Origin of the sequence: Erwinia aeris (genome assembly GCF_041224955.1) — a bacterium.
Taxonomy (GTDB): domain Bacteria; phylum Pseudomonadota; class Gammaproteobacteria; order Enterobacterales; family Enterobacteriaceae; genus Erwinia; species Erwinia aeris.
Map to the genome: position 1 here is coordinate 154,389 of NZ_JBGFFX010000008.1, position 14,649 is coordinate 169,037.

Here is a 14,649-nt window from a genome sequence, read left to right on the forward strand (position 1 = left end):
CCCACGCGCTGGCGTGGGCTTCTTGTTGACGGCGGCCTCAGATATTGGACAGTATCAGGTGCCGCTGTGCGTGGAGTAGAGCGCGTCCGGTGCCACGTTCATATGCTTGAGCACGGGGCCGATAATATTGCCGAAGACCGGCGCGGCGACCGAGCCGCCAAAGTGATCCCCTGCCGTCGGGTGGTTGATCATAATCACCAGCGCGACCTGAGGATTACTGGCTGGCGCTACGCCCGCGGTATAGTTGATATAGCCGCCGTCATATTTACCGCTCGAGCCCATTTTTTCGGCCGTTCCCGTTTTAATTGCCAGTCGATAGCCCGGTACCGCCGCGCGCACGCCGCTGCCGCCGGGCAGCGCGTCGCTTTCCATCATATGGACCACCGAGCGCACGATATCTTCGTCTGCTACCCGCGTGCCGATCACGGGCGGCGTCACTTTGGTAATCGAAAGCGGACGATAAACGCCGAAAGATCCCAGCGTGGCGTATTCACGCGCTATTTGCAGCGGCGTGACGCGCAGACCATAGCCAAAGGAGAAAGTGGCCCGTTCGATATCGGCCCAGCGTTCACGGTGCAGCGGGAAGTAGCCTACGCTTTCGCCGGTCAGCCCCAGGCCGGTGGGTTTCCCCAGGCCAAAAGAGTGGAAGGTGTTGACCAGCACTTCAGCGGGCATCGCCAGCGCGATATGCGATACGCCGATATCGCTCGATTTTTGCAGGATGCCGGTCATGGTCAGTCGCGGCCAGTGGCCCACGTCGCGGATCAGGTGGCCGTTAACGCGATAAGGCGTGGTATCCAGCACGGAATCCGGGCGCACCAGCTTGCGCGCCAGCCCTTCCATCACCACCAGCGGTTTTACCGTTGAGCCGGGTTCATAGCTGTCGTTAATGGCCGCATTACGCATCTGGTCAGGCGAAACGTTGCTGAAATTATTGGGATTATAGGAAGGATAAGACGCCATCCCCAGAATTTCGCCGGTATCGACTTTAACCAGCACCGCCGCGCCGGAATCGGCTTTGTTCAGCAGTACGCCATCGCGCAGCTTAGTGTACAGGGTGTACTGATCGAATTTATCGATGCTGAGCTGCACCGTCGGCGGCTGGCGAGGCGGCTCATAGTTAATCATGGCGATAATATTGCCGTGGGCATCCTGACGATATTTCTCTACGCCTGCCGTGCCCTGCAACACCTTATCAAAACCTTTTTCCAGCCCGTTCAGGCCGCTATTGTCCGCGCCGACAATGCCGAGCAGCGGCGCAGTCGCCTCGCTCATCGGATAGAAGCGGCTGTCGTCATAGACGGTGGAAATGCCGGAAAGATGCAGTTTGGCGATATCTTTAGCGATACCCAGCTCGATTTTATGGCCCAGGTAAAGAAAGCGACGGTTGGGATTGGCTTTGATCTGCCGGGCGATCTCTTCAGGTCGCTGATCCAAAGCGTTAGCCAGATATTCCCATTTCGCGCTGGTAAAATCGGGATTGGCTTCCAGCACGCGCTGCGGATCGGCAATAATATCGCGCGAGGGCACGCTCAGCGCCAGCGCTTCGCCGTTACGATCCAACAGCGTGCCGCGATTAGTCGGAATAGTGACCGTGCGCAGCGAGCGCTCGTCCGCCTGTTTTTCCAGCATAGGATGATTAATCAGCTGCAAATCCCCTACCCAGAGCAACAGCAGCAGCATGGAAACGAACACGCCAAGACAAATCAGGCGAAAGCGAACGGGATGAAACGGCTCCTGGTCTTTAGCCAGTGATTTCTTTAAGCGGGGCATGGCTCTTCTGTCGGCGAATAGCGGATAACTGACCGGGAGTTATACAAAAAATGCAGGGGTGATAACAGGAAAACTGTGTTTCAGATCGTGATTATTGCCGTGCGGTTTAGCAAAAGCGTCAGATAAAAAAAACCTGCGCATCTGCGCAGGTCGGTGAAACAAAGTTATTTTGATGTTCACCCATCAATACCTCTGGGACATAAACTGTAGCAACCGGGCCAGCCTGCTCGCCAGCCCACATTCGCAACAGTTACCCGCAAAATGTAACCAGCCATGTGATTTCTATGTGTTTTTGCAACGTTAGTGGGTTGCTGAAAGCTACATCCCGCCTTAGCGGGATGACTGCCGGACTCAGGAAGGAAAGAGAATTTTCAGGATAGCTGGCAGAGTGGGTATGATCTGGGCAAAAATCACGGCGCTGACGCACCAAAAAATAATTGCGTTTTTTGCATCGCTAATTGCCACGTTCAACTTGCGAACCTCTTCTAAAGGGGTGCTGTTATCCCCTTTCAGTTCGTCTCTGAAAACGCCGGGATCCTGCTTTGTCATATAGTTCGACTTGATGACGGCAATATCAATCCGAATGCCCGCTACGTCTTCTTCCAGCTTCCTTACAAGATTTCGCATATTTCCCCCTCTGCCGCCGCTTTTTTCCCAATAGCCGGGAAACGGCACCGCATCCCTTTCAGTTCCATACATAATTTATCCCTCCCTGATAGCTATATCATGGCTATTTTTTAGCCAGACGGCGGGCAACCGGATGATAATCCCTTGAAAGCTTTCAAAACTGCCATCCACTCCAGGACAGCAGAAACGATCTTTACGGTTTTTATCTGTATTGCCCGGTCTGTCAGCAGGCTAATTTTTAATCTTTTTCACTCCATTATCAACAATTATTGGCACTATCAGAGTGGTGCCCGTTTTGTTGCTGGCATCAGACTTCCGTCGCCTTGCAGATTTCTACCAGGCAGCTCATGGCGTTTGGCCCCTGCGTCAGCGAAGAGGTGCCGATATCCAGCGTCAGCACGTTGGGATTGCCCGCCTGGTCATACGGCAGCCAGGCTTTGCCAAAGCCCGGATCGAACCAGGCGCCGGTGGCGATCAGCACCACGCTGCGGCTGACGCCGTCCGTAAGCCTGACGCCAGCCAGCATCCGCCCGCGATCGTTGCTGACCTCAATGGTGTCGCCATCGGCAATCCCGCGCGTTTCGGCATCTTCCGGATGCATCCACAGCGTTTCCCTTCCGGCCGTTTTGTTAGCCTGCACCGTCGGCGTCGCATCCATCTGGCTGTGCAGTCGATCGCCAGGCTGCATGGAGATCATATGCAGCGGGAAGCGCTGGCGGATTTCCGCTCCCAGCCACTCCTGCGGCGGCTGCCATTCCGGATGCGGCGCAAAATCCACCAGGCCAAAGCCCGCAATGGTTTCGCTGAACAGCTCAATTTTGCCGCTGGCGGTCTGGATCGGGTTTTGCTGCGGATCCCGGCGAAAATCCTCCATAAAAATAAACGGCTTGTCGCCTTCTGGCACCTCCACGTAGCCCCGTTCCCAGAAAGTCTGGAAATCCGGCCAGTCGACGCCCCGACGCTGGTGCGCCACCCCGCACTGCTGGTAAAGGTGCTCAATCCACTGCGCTTCGTTCCGGTTTTCGGTAAAAGCGTCGCGATAGCCCAGGCGCTCCGCCAGATCGGCAAAAATATCAAAGTCGTTACGCGCCTGATGCTGCGGTTCGATCGCCTGATGCATAGCCAGCACAAAGCGGTCGCGGGACGAGCCGCCGATATCGTTGCGCTCCAGCGAGGTGGTCACCGGCAGCACGATATCCGCCATCTGCGCCGCAGGCGTCCAGACGATATCCTGCACGATAACCGTTTCCGGCTTCTGCCAGCCCTCGACCAGCCGGTTAAGCTGCTGATGATGATGAAACGGATTGCCGCCCGCCCAGTGGATCAGCTGAATATCGGGATAAGTATGGGTTTGGCCCTGGAAAGCGTATGGCTCGCCCGGATGCAGCAGCATATCGCTGATGCGCGCTACCGGGATCGCCTGGTCGGCAATGGGATTGACGCCGGTTGACATCATCGGTGCCGGCCCGTCAATGCGCGGGTTGCCCACGCTGTTCATGGAACCATGTCCAAAAGAGAACCCGGCGCCCGGCAGGCCCGGCTGGCCCAGCATCGACGAGAGCGCGATCATCATCCAGTAAGGCTGTTCGCCGCGATGGGCACGCTGCACGGAATAAGAACTGGTCATAAAACTGCGTTTGCCGATCAGCTGTCTGGCCAACAGTTCAATGCGCGCGGCCGGAATACCGGTGATCTCGCTGGCCCAGCGCGGGGTTTTTGCCACCCCGTCGCTGTCGCCCAGCAGATAGCCACGCAGCTGCGGATAGCCAACGCAGTGCGAAGCCAGAAAAGTGCGATCCGCCGCGCCCAGCCGCTCCACTTCGTACCCCAGCGCCAGCATCAGCGCCACGTCGGTATTAGGTCGGATCGGGATCCATTCGGCGTTAACAAATTCCGGGCAGTCATCCCGCATCGGGCTGATGTTGATCACCGGCGTGCCTTTGGCCGTCAGTTCAAGCAGCGCCGGTTTCAGGCTGTGCTGCCCTGCGCCGCCGGAGGCAACCTGGCCATTTTTCAGCGCCAGTCCGCCAAAGGCGACAAAAATTTCGCAATGTTCTACCACGCTCGGCCAGTCGGTAACGCGACCGGTCAACGGCATATAGGTGCCGATGATATAGGGCAGGAAAAACTGCGCGGCACCCCAGCTGTAGTTGCCCAGCTGATCGACGCCGCCGCCGCCGGTAAAGTAGAAGCGACGGATCAGCGTGCGGGCATGGTTAACGCGCCCCGCCGAAGACCAGCCGTAAGAACCGTTAAAAATACCGGCGGCGCCGTAGCGATCGCGCACCCGACGGTTTTCTTCCGCCACTAAATCCAGCGCTGTTTCCCAGTCCACCGCCACAAAATCTTCCCGTCCCCGCAGCGTACGGTCGCTTTTCTCGCGCGATTTAAGCCAGGAGCGGCGCACCATCGGCTGACGAATGCGCCGGTCGGAATAGACCAGCTCGGGAATAGTGTTAAGCATTGGCGACGGATCGCGATCGGCGAAAAAGGGTTCGCAGCGCTGCAGTTTGCCGTTTTCGACAACGGCGGTAAAGGCGCCCCAGTGGGCAAGATGCGGCACTTTTTTTAGAGTCATGGCAGGCAGTCCGGCTGGTGTTCGTGTCAGTCTACAGGCTACCATTTTTCCGGTGCGTTTCAGCAAACTTCTGTGCGGCCGATATGCGGTGGTAAAAGCCCGCTGACCCGGTGCCTGATGCGCTAAAAGCACATTACTGAAGCTGCTCTTTGCATATTTGCAGTGCCTGGACCTGCCGTGCTTTTACATCGAAAGCGGCAAAGCGTTAAGGGAAAGACGGCCCGGTAAAAGGATCCGCCGATAATACCTCGCCTTTTTCATCGGCTTTGCGACATTCACAGCATTCTGCCTGCTTGAAGTAGCTGGCAATTTCCGCAACACTGGAGCCATGTAAACGTTTACCCTGGAAGGCTTTGTCACTATGGCTACCATTAAGGATGTCGCCAGGCTGGCGGGTGTGTCCGTTGCTACGGTCTCTCGCGTAATTAATAATTCGCCTAAAGCCAGCGACGCTTCTCGCCAGGCCGTTAACAGCGCAATGGAAGAGTTGCAGTATCATCCCAACGCTAACGCGCGCGCGCTGGCGCAGCAGTCAACGGAAACCATGGGGCTGGTCGTCGGCGACGTTTCCGATCCCTTTTTCGGCGCGCTGGTCAAGGCGGTCGAGCAGGTCGCCTACGGTACCGGCAACTTTTTGCTGATTGGCAACGGTTATCACAATGAGCAAAAAGAGCGCCAGGCGATTGAACAGCTGATCCGGCACCGCTGCGGCGCGCTGGTGGTGCATACAAAAAAAATCCCGGACGCCGACCTGATCCCTCTGATGAAGCAGATCCCCGGCATGGTATTGATTAACCGTGCGCTGCCGGGTTTTGAAAAGCGCTGCATTGCGCTGGACGATCGCTACGGCTCGTGGCTGGCAACGCGCCATCTAATCCAACAGGGCCATCAGAACATCGCTTTTATCTGCTCAAACCACCCTATTTCCGATGCGGACGAGCGGCTGCAGGGCTATTACGACGCGCTGAAGGAGCACAATCTGCCGGGCAGCGATCGCCTGGTCGCGTTTGGCGAACCGGATGAGATCGGTGGCGAACAGGCGATGACGGAGCTGCTGGGACGCGGCAAGGCCTTTAGCGCCGTAGCCTGCTATAACGATTCAATGGCGGCGGGCGCGCTGGCGGTACTCAGCGATAACGGCGTGCGGGTGCCGGAAGAGATGTCGCTGATTGGTTTTGATGATGTGCTGGTATCGCGCTATGTCCGCCCGAGGCTGACCACGGTGCGCTACCCTATCGTCACCATGGCGCAGCAGGCAGCGGAGCTGGCGTTAGCGCTGGCTAATAACCAGCCGCTGCCGGAGGTGACCAATCTGTTCAGTCCGACGCTGGTGCGCCGCCATTCGGTCGGCTCGCCGGACTGATGCTTACGTCTCCAGCGCCAGCAGCTCCTGAACGGTCTGCGCGCGGCGGATCTGGCGCGGCTGGCCGTTTTCAAACAGCACTTCCGGCAGCAGCGGGCGGCTGTTGTAGTTAGAGGACATCGACGCGCCGTAAGCGCCGGTATCATGAAATATCAGATAGTCGCCCGGCCTGACGTGCGGCAGCGCGCGGGTTTCGACTTTGCCGCCTTCCTGCTGGGTGAAAACGTCGCCGGATTCGCACAGCGGCCCCGCCACCACGGTGTCAATCGTCCGGCTCTCTTGCAGATCGCGTCCATCACCGGCAATGGCGGAGATATGATGATAGCTGCCATACATCGCCGGACGCATCAGATCGTTAAAACCGGCGTCCACCAGCACGAAGTGGCGGCTGCCCATCTGTTTAACGGCGCGCACTTCAGACACCAGCACGCCAGATTCCGCCACCAGAAAGCGTCCCGGTTCAATTTCCAGCTTCACCGCATGGCCTAAATGCTGCGCCACTCGCTGGCGCGCCGCATCCCACAGCCCAAAGTAGTGAGCGGTATCGATCGCTTCTTCGCCAAAACGGTAGGGAATGGAAAGCCCGCCGCCGGCTGAGATCGCCTCCACATCCTGTCCGAAGTCGATAACCAGCCTGACCATCGCGTCGCAAACCTGCTCCAGATGACCATAATCCACGCCCGATCCAATATGCATATGGATGCCGACCAGCTGCAGCCGATGCTGCCGGATAGCGGCCAGCGCCAGCTCAAGATCGCCGTGCCAGATCCCGTGCTTGCTGTTTTCACCGCCGGTATTGGTTTTCTGGCTGTGGCCGTGACCAAACCCCGGATTAACGCGCAGCCAAACCTTATGGCCCGGCGACACTTCGCCCAGCTGATGCAGCATATCAACCGAACCGGCATTCACCGGGATCGCAAGCTCTGCCAGACGGGCAAGCGTAGGCGCATCCAGCAGATCGGCCGTAAAGACGATCTCTTCCCCGCCGGGCTGAAAGCCTGCCGCCAGCGCGCGCTCCACTTCTCCCAGCGAAACCGAATCAACGCGAACGCCCGCTGCGCGCATCAGCTTAAGGATATGAACGTTAGAGCAGGCTTTTTGCGCAAAACGCACCACGTCAAACTGTTGCAGCTGCGCGATACGGTCGGCAATGACATCGGCATCATAAGCCCAGACGGGGCCGCCATACTGGCGCGCCAGCTGGAGCAAATTGTCACGGTTCAGAGCGGTTTCAGTGGTGTTCAGCGGGCGTGGCATCGGGCTTTCTCCTGTCAGTAATAGCGTTATTACGCCATAGCGACAGCGGGATGAAAAATATCTGTTTTAGCGAAGTCTATTCATTCATGATATGAATTAGTCTTTTTGCGGGGGTTTTTATGGCTGGCATCACGCTGCGGCATATCGAAATTTTTCATGCGGTTGTTACCACCGGCAATCTGACCGAAGCGGCGGTCATGCTGCATACCTCGCAGCCCACGGTCAGCCGCGAACTGGCCAGGCTGGAAAAGCTGACCGGCCTGAAGCTGTTCGATCGCATCCGGGGCCGTCTGCACCCTACCGTTCAGGGACTGAAGCTGTTTGAGGAAGTGCAGCGGTCCTGGTACGGTCTGGACAGGATTATCAACGCGGCCGAAAGCCTGCGCCAGTTTCGCCAGGGCGAGCTGTCTGTGGCCTGTCTGCCCGTGTTTTCCCAGTCGCTGCTTCCCCTGCTCTGCCAGCCCTTTTTGCAGCGTTATCCCGACGTCAGTTTGAATATCATTCCGCAGGAGTCGCCGCTGCTGGAAGAGTGGCTGTCGGCGCAGCGTTACGATTTAGGCTTAACGGAAACCGGCCAGACGCCGGCCGGCACGGAACGCAGCGTAATCTTTACCGGTAATGAGGTTTGCGTGCTGCCGCAGGACGACGCGCTGGCGGAAAAAAGCTGCCTGACGCCGCAGGATTTCGCCGGGAGAAACTTTATCAGCCTGTCGCAAACGGACAGCTATCGTCAGTTACTGGATCAGCTATTCAGCGAGCAGGGCGTTCAGCGCAGAATGGTGATGGAGACGCACAGCGCGGCCTCGGTTTGTGCGATGGTAAGAGCGGGCGTGGGCGTTTCGATAGTCAATCCGCTCACGGCGCTGGATTATGCGGGCAGCGGCGTGGCAATCCGCCGCTTCAGCATTGCGGTGCCTTTTACCGTCAGCCTGATCCGGCCGCAGCACCGTCCCGGCTCGGCGCTGGTTGACGCGTTCAGTCTGCATCTGCGCGAGCATAGCAGCCTGTTCAACCAGCGCCTCGCGGCATTACTGGCTTAAGCGCGCGCCGCCTGCTGCTGGCCGCGCGGGCGGCGGAAGGTCAGCAGGCAAATCAGCAGGCCCATAACGGCCAGTACGGCCGCCGCAACCGGCACGGAAGTCAGCCCGTAACCGCCGTCAATCACTGCACCGCCCGCCCATGCGCCAAACGCGTTGCCGACGTTAAACGCAGAGATATTCAGCGTAGACACAAGGTTCGGCGCCTCTTTGCCGTGGCGAACTACGTTGATTTGCAGTCCCGGCACGGTAGAGAACGTTGCCATCGCCCATAAAAACAGGGTGATTTCCGCCAGCCACAGCGCATGGCTGGTCCAGCTAAAGGCGAGCGAAAACAGCGCGATCAGCGAGAAGCTGAGGATCAGGCTAAAAGAGACTTTCCAGTCGGCCAGCCTGCCGCCCAGGATATTGCCGACGGTCAGGCCGCCGCCGATTAAAAATAGCGTCCAGCTGACGCCTTTGTTGCTGATGCCGGTAACCTGGAGCAGCAGCGGCGCAATATAGCTGAACAGCGCAAACATGGCGGCGGCGAAAAACACCGTCATCAGCAGCGACAGCCACAGCTTGCCGTTAGCCAGCGCGCTGACCTCGCTGGCCAGATGTACCGGCTTTTCGTTGCGGTTGGTGGGCAGGCTGACGATCAGCGCAATAAAGGCCAGCACGCCAATCACCGCCACGCCCCAGAAGGTGGCGCGCCAGCCAAACAGCTGGCCAAACCAGGTACCCAACGGCACGCCCAGCACGTTAGCCAGCGTTAAGCCGGTAAACATCAGCGCCACGGCGGAAGCCTGCTTGTCGGGCGCGACCAGGCTGGCGGCTACCACGGCGCCAATGCCGAAAAATGCGCCGTGGCAAAGCGCGGTGATCACCCGTGCCATCATCAACAGGTTGTAGCTGTAAGCCAGCGCGCAAAGCACGTTGCCGACAATAAAGATCGACATCAGTAAAATCAGCGTTTTTTTACGCGGCAGCTTAGCCGTGAGCAGCGCCATAATCGGTGCGCCGATCGCCACGCCCAGCGCATAGCCGCTGATTAACCAGCCCGCCGAAGGGATCGTTACGCCGAGATCGCCTGCCACTTCCGGCAGCAGGCCCATAATAACGAATTCCGTGGTGCCTATAGCAAAGGCGCTCAGCGCCAGCGCCAGTAAAGAAACGGGCATCTCATCTTCTCCAGAAAAAATTATCTTTCCGCCGACAGCGGTCGACAGGCAAAAAAAGGGCGGGGAAAGTATTACAGAATGTGAATTTTGATCTACATCACATCAGAGATTAAAGCACAGCTCATCAGGGACTTATACCCCTTCTCAGGCAACAATCTCTTGCCTGAAAGGCAATAATCACCGCCGACTGACCGTCAGATCCACCGATTTTAGCCTTTCCGGCGCGTTTTTGGGCCTCGCGGTTTGTCTATACTTGAGGAAAATACGCCGCTACTTTAGTAAATAATGGTCGTGTTTTGCGCGCATTGAGACGGTAATCATTACGGAAAATTATCAATTATCTGATAATCATTTGACGCGGAGTGAGGTTAAATAGGTAAAGTTTTCCGAGTGTTGGCCGATACCTCGATGATGGATGCAACGGGCGTTTATTGAGCTGTGCTTGATCGATTCATTACCGAGGAGCAAAGATGCGACTGGCTATTTGCCTGCTGACGCTGAGTATCACCGGGTGCTCAGTAGGAAAATATGAGTACAGCAGCGAAGCAGAGAAGCGTGTGGATATGACCGTTACCGGCATTCCGACCATTCTGGGCGTGGGCACGCTGGGCACCACTATTCCGCTGACCGCCGATTACAGCCTGACGGCGGCGCACGTGGCGAAATATTCGCTTTATCGCGTTAAGTCGCGCCATCCTGAATGCGACCTGGCGGTGGTTTACCATAAAAACGGCAACGTTCCCGCGCCGCGCTTCCGTAACGGCTTTATGGGCGACAAAATCAATCTGTATGGCTACAGCTTTATCTCTGCCATGCCGGTGGCCTCAACCGGCACCAATCTGGTGAATACCGGCCTGAAGAACGACTGGAACAAGCTGAGCTGCGTTGTGGTGGCTTCAGACGCGGGCGTGGTGCAGGGCATGTCCGGCGGCGCGGTCTATAACGCGTCCGATGACTCCGTGGCGGGCGTTATCGTTGGCTATTCCAACCGCATTAACGATATTAAAACCGGTAAAACGCTGTATAAAAACGTCTCGCTGTACGTGCCCTACGCGCGCTTTAAGGATTGGCTCGACGAGGCGATAAAATCGTAACGGCATGGCGGCTTACTCCGCTGGCCGCAGGAGCTTATCGCTATTTCGACATGAAGGGCGATGGTGGTCAAAGAGCGGCACCGGACGCGCTGGCGGTTCCAGTAACAAACCGGTTTTGCGCAGGCAAACATTACGTACTTTATTCCAGCGCAGGCTTTAGCCCAGCGAAGAGCAAAACCCGTCATTTTGATGGGGACTTCCCGGAACCGTTCAGGCCATCGCCAGCTCCCGCCTGAAATCAGCCGTAAAAAAGGGGCGACAAGTCGCCCCTTAATCTCACAGCCGTTGCTTATTTTCCTGACGGACGCAGCGCCGGGAACAGGATCACGTCGCGAATGGTGTGGCTGTTGGTAAACAGCATCACCATACGGTCGATACCAATGCCCAGGCCTGCGGTTGGCGGCAGGCCGTGCTCCAGCGCCGTTACGTAGTCTTCGTCGTAGAACATCGCTTCGTCGTCGCCCGCATCCTTGGCGTTAACCTGCTGCAGGAAGCGTTCAGCCTGATCCTGCGCGTCGTTCAGCTCGGAGAAGCCGTTACCGATTTCACGGCCGCCGATAAAGAACTCGAAGCGGTCGGTGATTTCCGGGTTAACGTCGTTGCGGCGAGCCAGCGGCGACACTTCGGCCGGATATTCGGTAATAAAGGTCGGCTGGATCAGATGGCTTTCCGCCGTCTCTTCGAAGATTTCCGTTACCACGCGGCCCAGACCCCAGCTCTTCTCAACCTTGATGCCCAGCGACTGCGCGATAGCGCAGGCTTTGTCAAAATCATCCAGGTCGGCCAGATCGGTTTCCGGACGGTATTTCTGAATGGCTTCTTTCATCGTCAGTTTGTCGAACGGCTTGCCGAAGTCGAACTCCTGATCGCCGTAAGGCACTACCGTGGTGCCCAGCACGTCCTGCGCCAGCGTACGGAACAGGCTTTCGGTCAGTTCGATCAGATCCTTGTAGTCCGCATAGGCCATATAGAGTTCCATCATGGTGAACTCTGGGTTATGGCGCGGCGAGATCCCTTCGTTACGGAAGTTACGGTTGATCTCGAAGACGCGATCGAAGCCGCCGACCACCAGACGCTTCAGGTAAAGCTCGGGCGCGATGCGCAGATACATGTCAATATCCAGCGCGTTATGATGGGTGATAAACGGACGGGCAGACGCGCCGCCGGGGATCACCTGCATCATTGGCGTTTCCACTTCCATAAAGTCGCGGCCGACCATAAAGCTACGGATGCCCGCCATGATCTGCGAACGAATTTTAAAGGTTTTGCGCGAGTCGTCGTTGGAGATCAGATCCAGATAGCGCTGGCGATAGCGGGTTTCCTGATCGGCCAGGCCGTGGAACTTATCCGGCAGCGGACGCAGCGCTTTGGTCAGCAGACGCAGTTCACTACAGTGGATAGAGAGCTCGCCGGTTTTGGTTTTAAACAGCTTGCCGCGAGCGCCGACGATATCGCCGAGATCCCACTTTTTAAACTGTTCGTTGTAAATGCCTTCCGCCAGATCGTCGCGAGAAACATACAGCTGGATGCGGCCACCTACGTCCTGCAGCGTAACAAAGGATGCCTTGCCCATAATACGGCGCGTCATCATTCGTCCCGCCACGCTGACTTCTACGCCCAGCGCTTCCAGCTCTTCATTCTCTTTCGCGTCATATTCTGCGTGCAGCTTGTCGGAAAGGCTGTCGCGACGGAAATCGTTGGGAAATGCCACGCCGTTCTCACGCAGCGCGCTCAGCTTTTCGCGACGCGCTTTCAGTTCATTATTCAGCTCAAGTGCGGCGTCGGCGCCCTGCGGTTGTTGTTCTGACATGTCAGTTCCTTATAGCCCTGCTTTCAAACTTGCTTCAATAAATCGGTCCAGATCGCCGTCCAGCACCGCCTGAGTATTACGGGTTTCCACGCCGGTGCGCAGATCCTTGATGCGTGAATCGTCCAGCACGTAGGAGCGGATCTGGCTGCCCCAGCCGATATCGGATTTGTTATCTTCCAGCGACTGTTTCTCAGCGTTTTTCTTCTGCATTTCCAGCTCGTACAGCTTCGCCTTCATCTGCTTCATCGCCTGGTCTTTGTTCTTATGCTGAGAACGGTCGTTCTGGCACTGGGTCACCGTACCGGTTGGAATATGGGTGATACGCACCGCCGATTCCGTACGGTTAACGTGCTGACCACCGGCGCCGGAAGCGCGGTAAACGTCAATACGCAGGTCGGCCGGGTTGATCTCGATATCGATATCGTCATCCACTTCCGGGTAGACAAACGCGGAGCTGAAAGAGGTATGACGACGACCGCCGGAGTCGAACGGGCTTTTACGCACCAGACGATGCACGCCGGTTTCGGTACGCAGCCAGCCGAAAGCGTAATCGCCGCTGATGCGCAGCGTGGCGGATTTAGTACCGGCTACTTCGCCTTCGGACTCTTCGATCACTTCCGTTTTAAAGCCTTTCGCTTCGGCCCAGCGCAGGTACATACGCACCAGCATACTGGCCCAGTCCTGCGCTTCCGTACCGCCGGAGCCGGCCTGAATATCGATATAGCAGTCCGCGCCGTCGTATTCGCCGGAGAACATGCGGCGGAACTCCAGATCGGCGAGCTTTTTATCCAGCCCGTCCAGCTCGGCAACCGCTTCGTTGAAGGTTTCTTCGTCGTCCGCTTCTACCGCCAGCTCCAGCAGGCCGGCAACATCTTCCAGCCCCTGGCTCAGCTGATCCAGCGTTTCTACTACCGCTTCCAGCGCGGAACGCTCTTTGCCCAGCGCCTGCGCGCGTTCAGGCTCGTTCCAGACGTCCGGCTGTTCCAGCTCGGCGTTAACTTCTTCTAAGCGCTCTTTCTTGGCATCGTAGTCAAAGATACCCCCTGAGAACGCTGCTGCGCTCAGTGAGATCCTGAATTCGGTTCTTTACCGGATTAATTTCAAACATGATTTAGATCTTCAAAAGTCTGCAATGTAACTACGCAGTTTAAACGAATTTGCGGGGAGTTTGTAGCGTTAGCGCGGCAGCAGTTTACCGCAGCCAATCCCTTAGTCGGAAGGCGCACCGGCGCTGGTTACGCTTGTTGACGCTTAACCGGCAGAAGCTGGGGGCTCGGGCGGATATTCTGCCACTAACGAAGCCAGAGGAATGTTAAACATCTTATGCAGCCTGCGGATCATCGGCAGCGTCAGCGTTCGTTTATAATTCAGCACCTCATAAACGCGATTTTTGAGACCGATTGCCGGCACCAGATCGTTGGCGGTCATTCCCATTTGCTCCATGCGAAATTTAATGGCCGCGACCGGATCCGGCGCTTCAATGGGATAATGCTCCTGCTCATATTTTTCTATAAGCAAAATAGTCACTTCCAGAAAATCTGCTGCCTCTGAGCCAGGTTCAGGTTCATTATCAAAAAGCGGCGAAACCGCAGCCAGCGCATAGTGATAATCTTCTTCAGTGCGAATAGGTTTGATTTGATACTTTGTCATAGCTCCACCGTCTTAGCGTCAATGTCGTTATATTGGGCGTGGGTTCCAACAAACTTCACGTATACCGCCTGAAAGCGGTAAGCCACAGCGGCTATTAACCGATAGTCGTTACCCTTTATCTCGAATATCACCCGGTTTTTCGCCACAAAATCGGCTGACGGATAGCGCCTCTTTATATCCTGTGGCGTCCGCCAGGTTGCTTTTCTGACTTCATCAACCCAGGCCTTAAGCGGTTGCTCAGCCTGATTGTGGAGGGTCCAGAATTCCCGTAATGGCGCTACCGCGATAATCTTCATG

At 56.9% G+C, this 14,649-nt stretch carries 12 protein-coding genes; 3 read left to right on the plus strand and 9 right to left on the minus strand.

The window, feature by feature from the left end; all coding sequences use genetic code 11:
* Positions 1-54 precede the first annotated feature (54 nt).
* The 3 genes from AB6T85_RS14465 to AB6T85_RS14475 all read right to left on the minus strand — a co-directional run bounded on the left by AB6T85_RS14465 (position 55) and on the right by AB6T85_RS14475 (position 4,978).
* The gene (locus AB6T85_RS14465) at positions 55-1,773 is read right to left on the minus strand and encodes a penicillin-binding transpeptidase domain-containing protein (RefSeq protein WP_301730080.1); all 1,719 of its coding nucleotides are present in this window, start codon (positions 1,771-1,773) and stop codon (positions 55-57) included.
* A gap of 351 nt (positions 1,774-2,124) precedes the next feature.
* Entirely contained in the window at positions 2,125-2,472 is a 348-nt protein-coding gene (locus tag AB6T85_RS14470; RefSeq protein WP_301252526.1) for a hypothetical protein, read from the minus strand.
* A gap of 235 nt (positions 2,473-2,707) precedes the next feature.
* Positions 2,708-4,978, minus strand: coding sequence for a molybdopterin guanine dinucleotide-containing S/N-oxide reductase (locus AB6T85_RS14475; protein ID WP_369895953.1), 2,271 nt, complete (start codon positions 4,976-4,978; stop codon positions 2,708-2,710).
* A 361-nt stretch (positions 4,979-5,339) separates the two neighbouring features.
* Here AB6T85_RS14475 and galR point away from each other — a divergent pair, with 361 nt between their 5' ends.
* Complete coding sequence (gene galR / locus AB6T85_RS14480; RefSeq protein ID WP_125287364.1) at positions 5,340-6,341, plus strand: HTH-type transcriptional regulator GalR; 1,002 nt, start codon at positions 5,340-5,342, stop codon at positions 6,339-6,341.
* Positions 6,342-6,344: 3 nt separating this feature from the next.
* Here galR and lysA read toward each other — a convergent pair whose 3' ends face one another.
* Positions 6,345-7,598 (minus strand): diaminopimelate decarboxylase, encoded by a 1,254-nt coding sequence (gene lysA / locus AB6T85_RS14485; RefSeq protein ID WP_253458694.1) that lies wholly within the window; start codon positions 7,596-7,598, stop codon positions 6,345-6,347.
* A 119-nt stretch (positions 7,599-7,717) separates the two neighbouring features.
* On the opposite strand from lysA, the gene AB6T85_RS14490 reads away from it, so the two are divergent.
* On the plus strand, positions 7,718-8,638 hold the full coding sequence (locus AB6T85_RS14490; protein WP_369895955.1) for a LysR family transcriptional regulator: 921 nt from the start codon (positions 7,718-7,720) through the stop codon (positions 8,636-8,638).
* Here the strand turns inward: AB6T85_RS14490 and AB6T85_RS14495 are convergent.
* Positions 8,635-9,798 (minus strand): MFS transporter, encoded by a 1,164-nt coding sequence (locus AB6T85_RS14495; protein ID WP_253458688.1) that lies wholly within the window; start codon positions 9,796-9,798, stop codon positions 8,635-8,637. The genes AB6T85_RS14490 and AB6T85_RS14495 overlap by 4 nt on opposite strands.
* A gap of 470 nt (positions 9,799-10,268) precedes the next feature.
* Here AB6T85_RS14495 and AB6T85_RS14500 point away from each other — a divergent pair, with 470 nt between their 5' ends.
* Complete coding sequence (locus AB6T85_RS14500) at positions 10,269-10,892, plus strand: serine protease (RefSeq protein ID WP_253458685.1); 624 nt, start codon at positions 10,269-10,271, stop codon at positions 10,890-10,892.
* A gap of 289 nt (positions 10,893-11,181) precedes the next feature.
* Here the strand turns inward: AB6T85_RS14500 and lysS are convergent, their stop codons facing one another.
* The 4 genes from lysS to AB6T85_RS14520 form a co-directional block, all read right to left on the minus strand.
* On the minus strand, positions 11,182-12,702 hold the full coding sequence (gene lysS, locus AB6T85_RS14505; RefSeq protein ID WP_253458682.1) for a lysine--tRNA ligase: 1,521 nt from the start codon (positions 12,700-12,702) through the stop codon (positions 11,182-11,184).
* Positions 12,703-12,711: 9 nt separating this feature from the next.
* Positions 12,712-13,810 (minus strand): peptide chain release factor 2 gene (prfB, locus tag AB6T85_RS14510; protein ID WP_125287358.1). Its coding sequence is split into 2 segments (ribosomal slippage): positions 12,712-13,734 and positions 13,736-13,810, totalling 1,098 coding nucleotides; the frame shifts between segments, so codons are not numbered across the junction.
* Between the two features lie 143 nt (positions 13,811-13,953).
* Complete coding sequence (locus AB6T85_RS14515) at positions 13,954-14,352, minus strand: helix-turn-helix domain-containing protein (protein WP_253458680.1); 399 nt, start codon at positions 14,350-14,352, stop codon at positions 13,954-13,956.
* Entirely contained in the window at positions 14,349-14,648 is a 300-nt protein-coding gene (locus AB6T85_RS14520) for a type II toxin-antitoxin system HigB family toxin (RefSeq protein WP_301252521.1), read from the minus strand. The genes AB6T85_RS14515 and AB6T85_RS14520 overlap by 4 nt, the downstream gene beginning before the upstream one ends.
* Position 14,649 lies beyond the last annotated feature (1 nt).

What these genes read in the sequence shown, in the direction of transcription:
- AB6T85_RS14520 (WP_301252521.1), bottom strand. Translation starts at nt 14,648, where the DNA reads ATGAAGATTATCGCGGTAGCGCCATTACGGGAATTCTGGACCCTCCAC.
- AB6T85_RS14465 (WP_301730080.1), bottom strand. Translation starts at nt 1,773, where the DNA reads ATGCCCCGCTTAAAGAAATCACTGGCTAAAGACCAGGAGCCGTTTCAT.
- AB6T85_RS14470 (WP_301252526.1), bottom strand. Translation starts at nt 2,472, where the DNA reads ATGTATGGAACTGAAAGGGATGCGGTGCCGTTTCCCGGCTATTGGGAA.
- AB6T85_RS14490 (WP_369895955.1), top strand. Translation starts at nt 7,718, where the DNA reads ATGGCTGGCATCACGCTGCGGCATATCGAAATTTTTCATGCGGTTGTT.
- AB6T85_RS14500 (WP_253458685.1), top strand. Translation starts at nt 10,269, where the DNA reads ATGCGACTGGCTATTTGCCTGCTGACGCTGAGTATCACCGGGTGCTCA.
- AB6T85_RS14515 (WP_253458680.1), bottom strand. Translation starts at nt 14,352, where the DNA reads ATGACAAAGTATCAAATCAAACCTATTCGCACTGAAGAAGATTATCAC.
- AB6T85_RS14475 (WP_369895953.1), bottom strand. Translation starts at nt 4,978, where the DNA reads ATGACTCTAAAAAAAGTGCCGCATCTTGCCCACTGGGGCGCCTTTACC.
- galR (WP_125287364.1), top strand. Translation starts at nt 5,340, where the DNA reads ATGGCTACCATTAAGGATGTCGCCAGGCTGGCGGGTGTGTCCGTTGCT.
- AB6T85_RS14495 (WP_253458688.1), bottom strand. Translation starts at nt 9,798, where the DNA reads ATGCCCGTTTCTTTACTGGCGCTGGCGCTGAGCGCCTTTGCTATAGGC.
- lysS (WP_253458682.1), bottom strand. Translation starts at nt 12,702, where the DNA reads ATGTCAGAACAACAACCGCAGGGCGCCGACGCCGCACTTGAGCTGAAT.
- lysA (WP_253458694.1), bottom strand. Translation starts at nt 7,598, where the DNA reads ATGCCACGCCCGCTGAACACCACTGAAACCGCTCTGAACCGTGACAAT.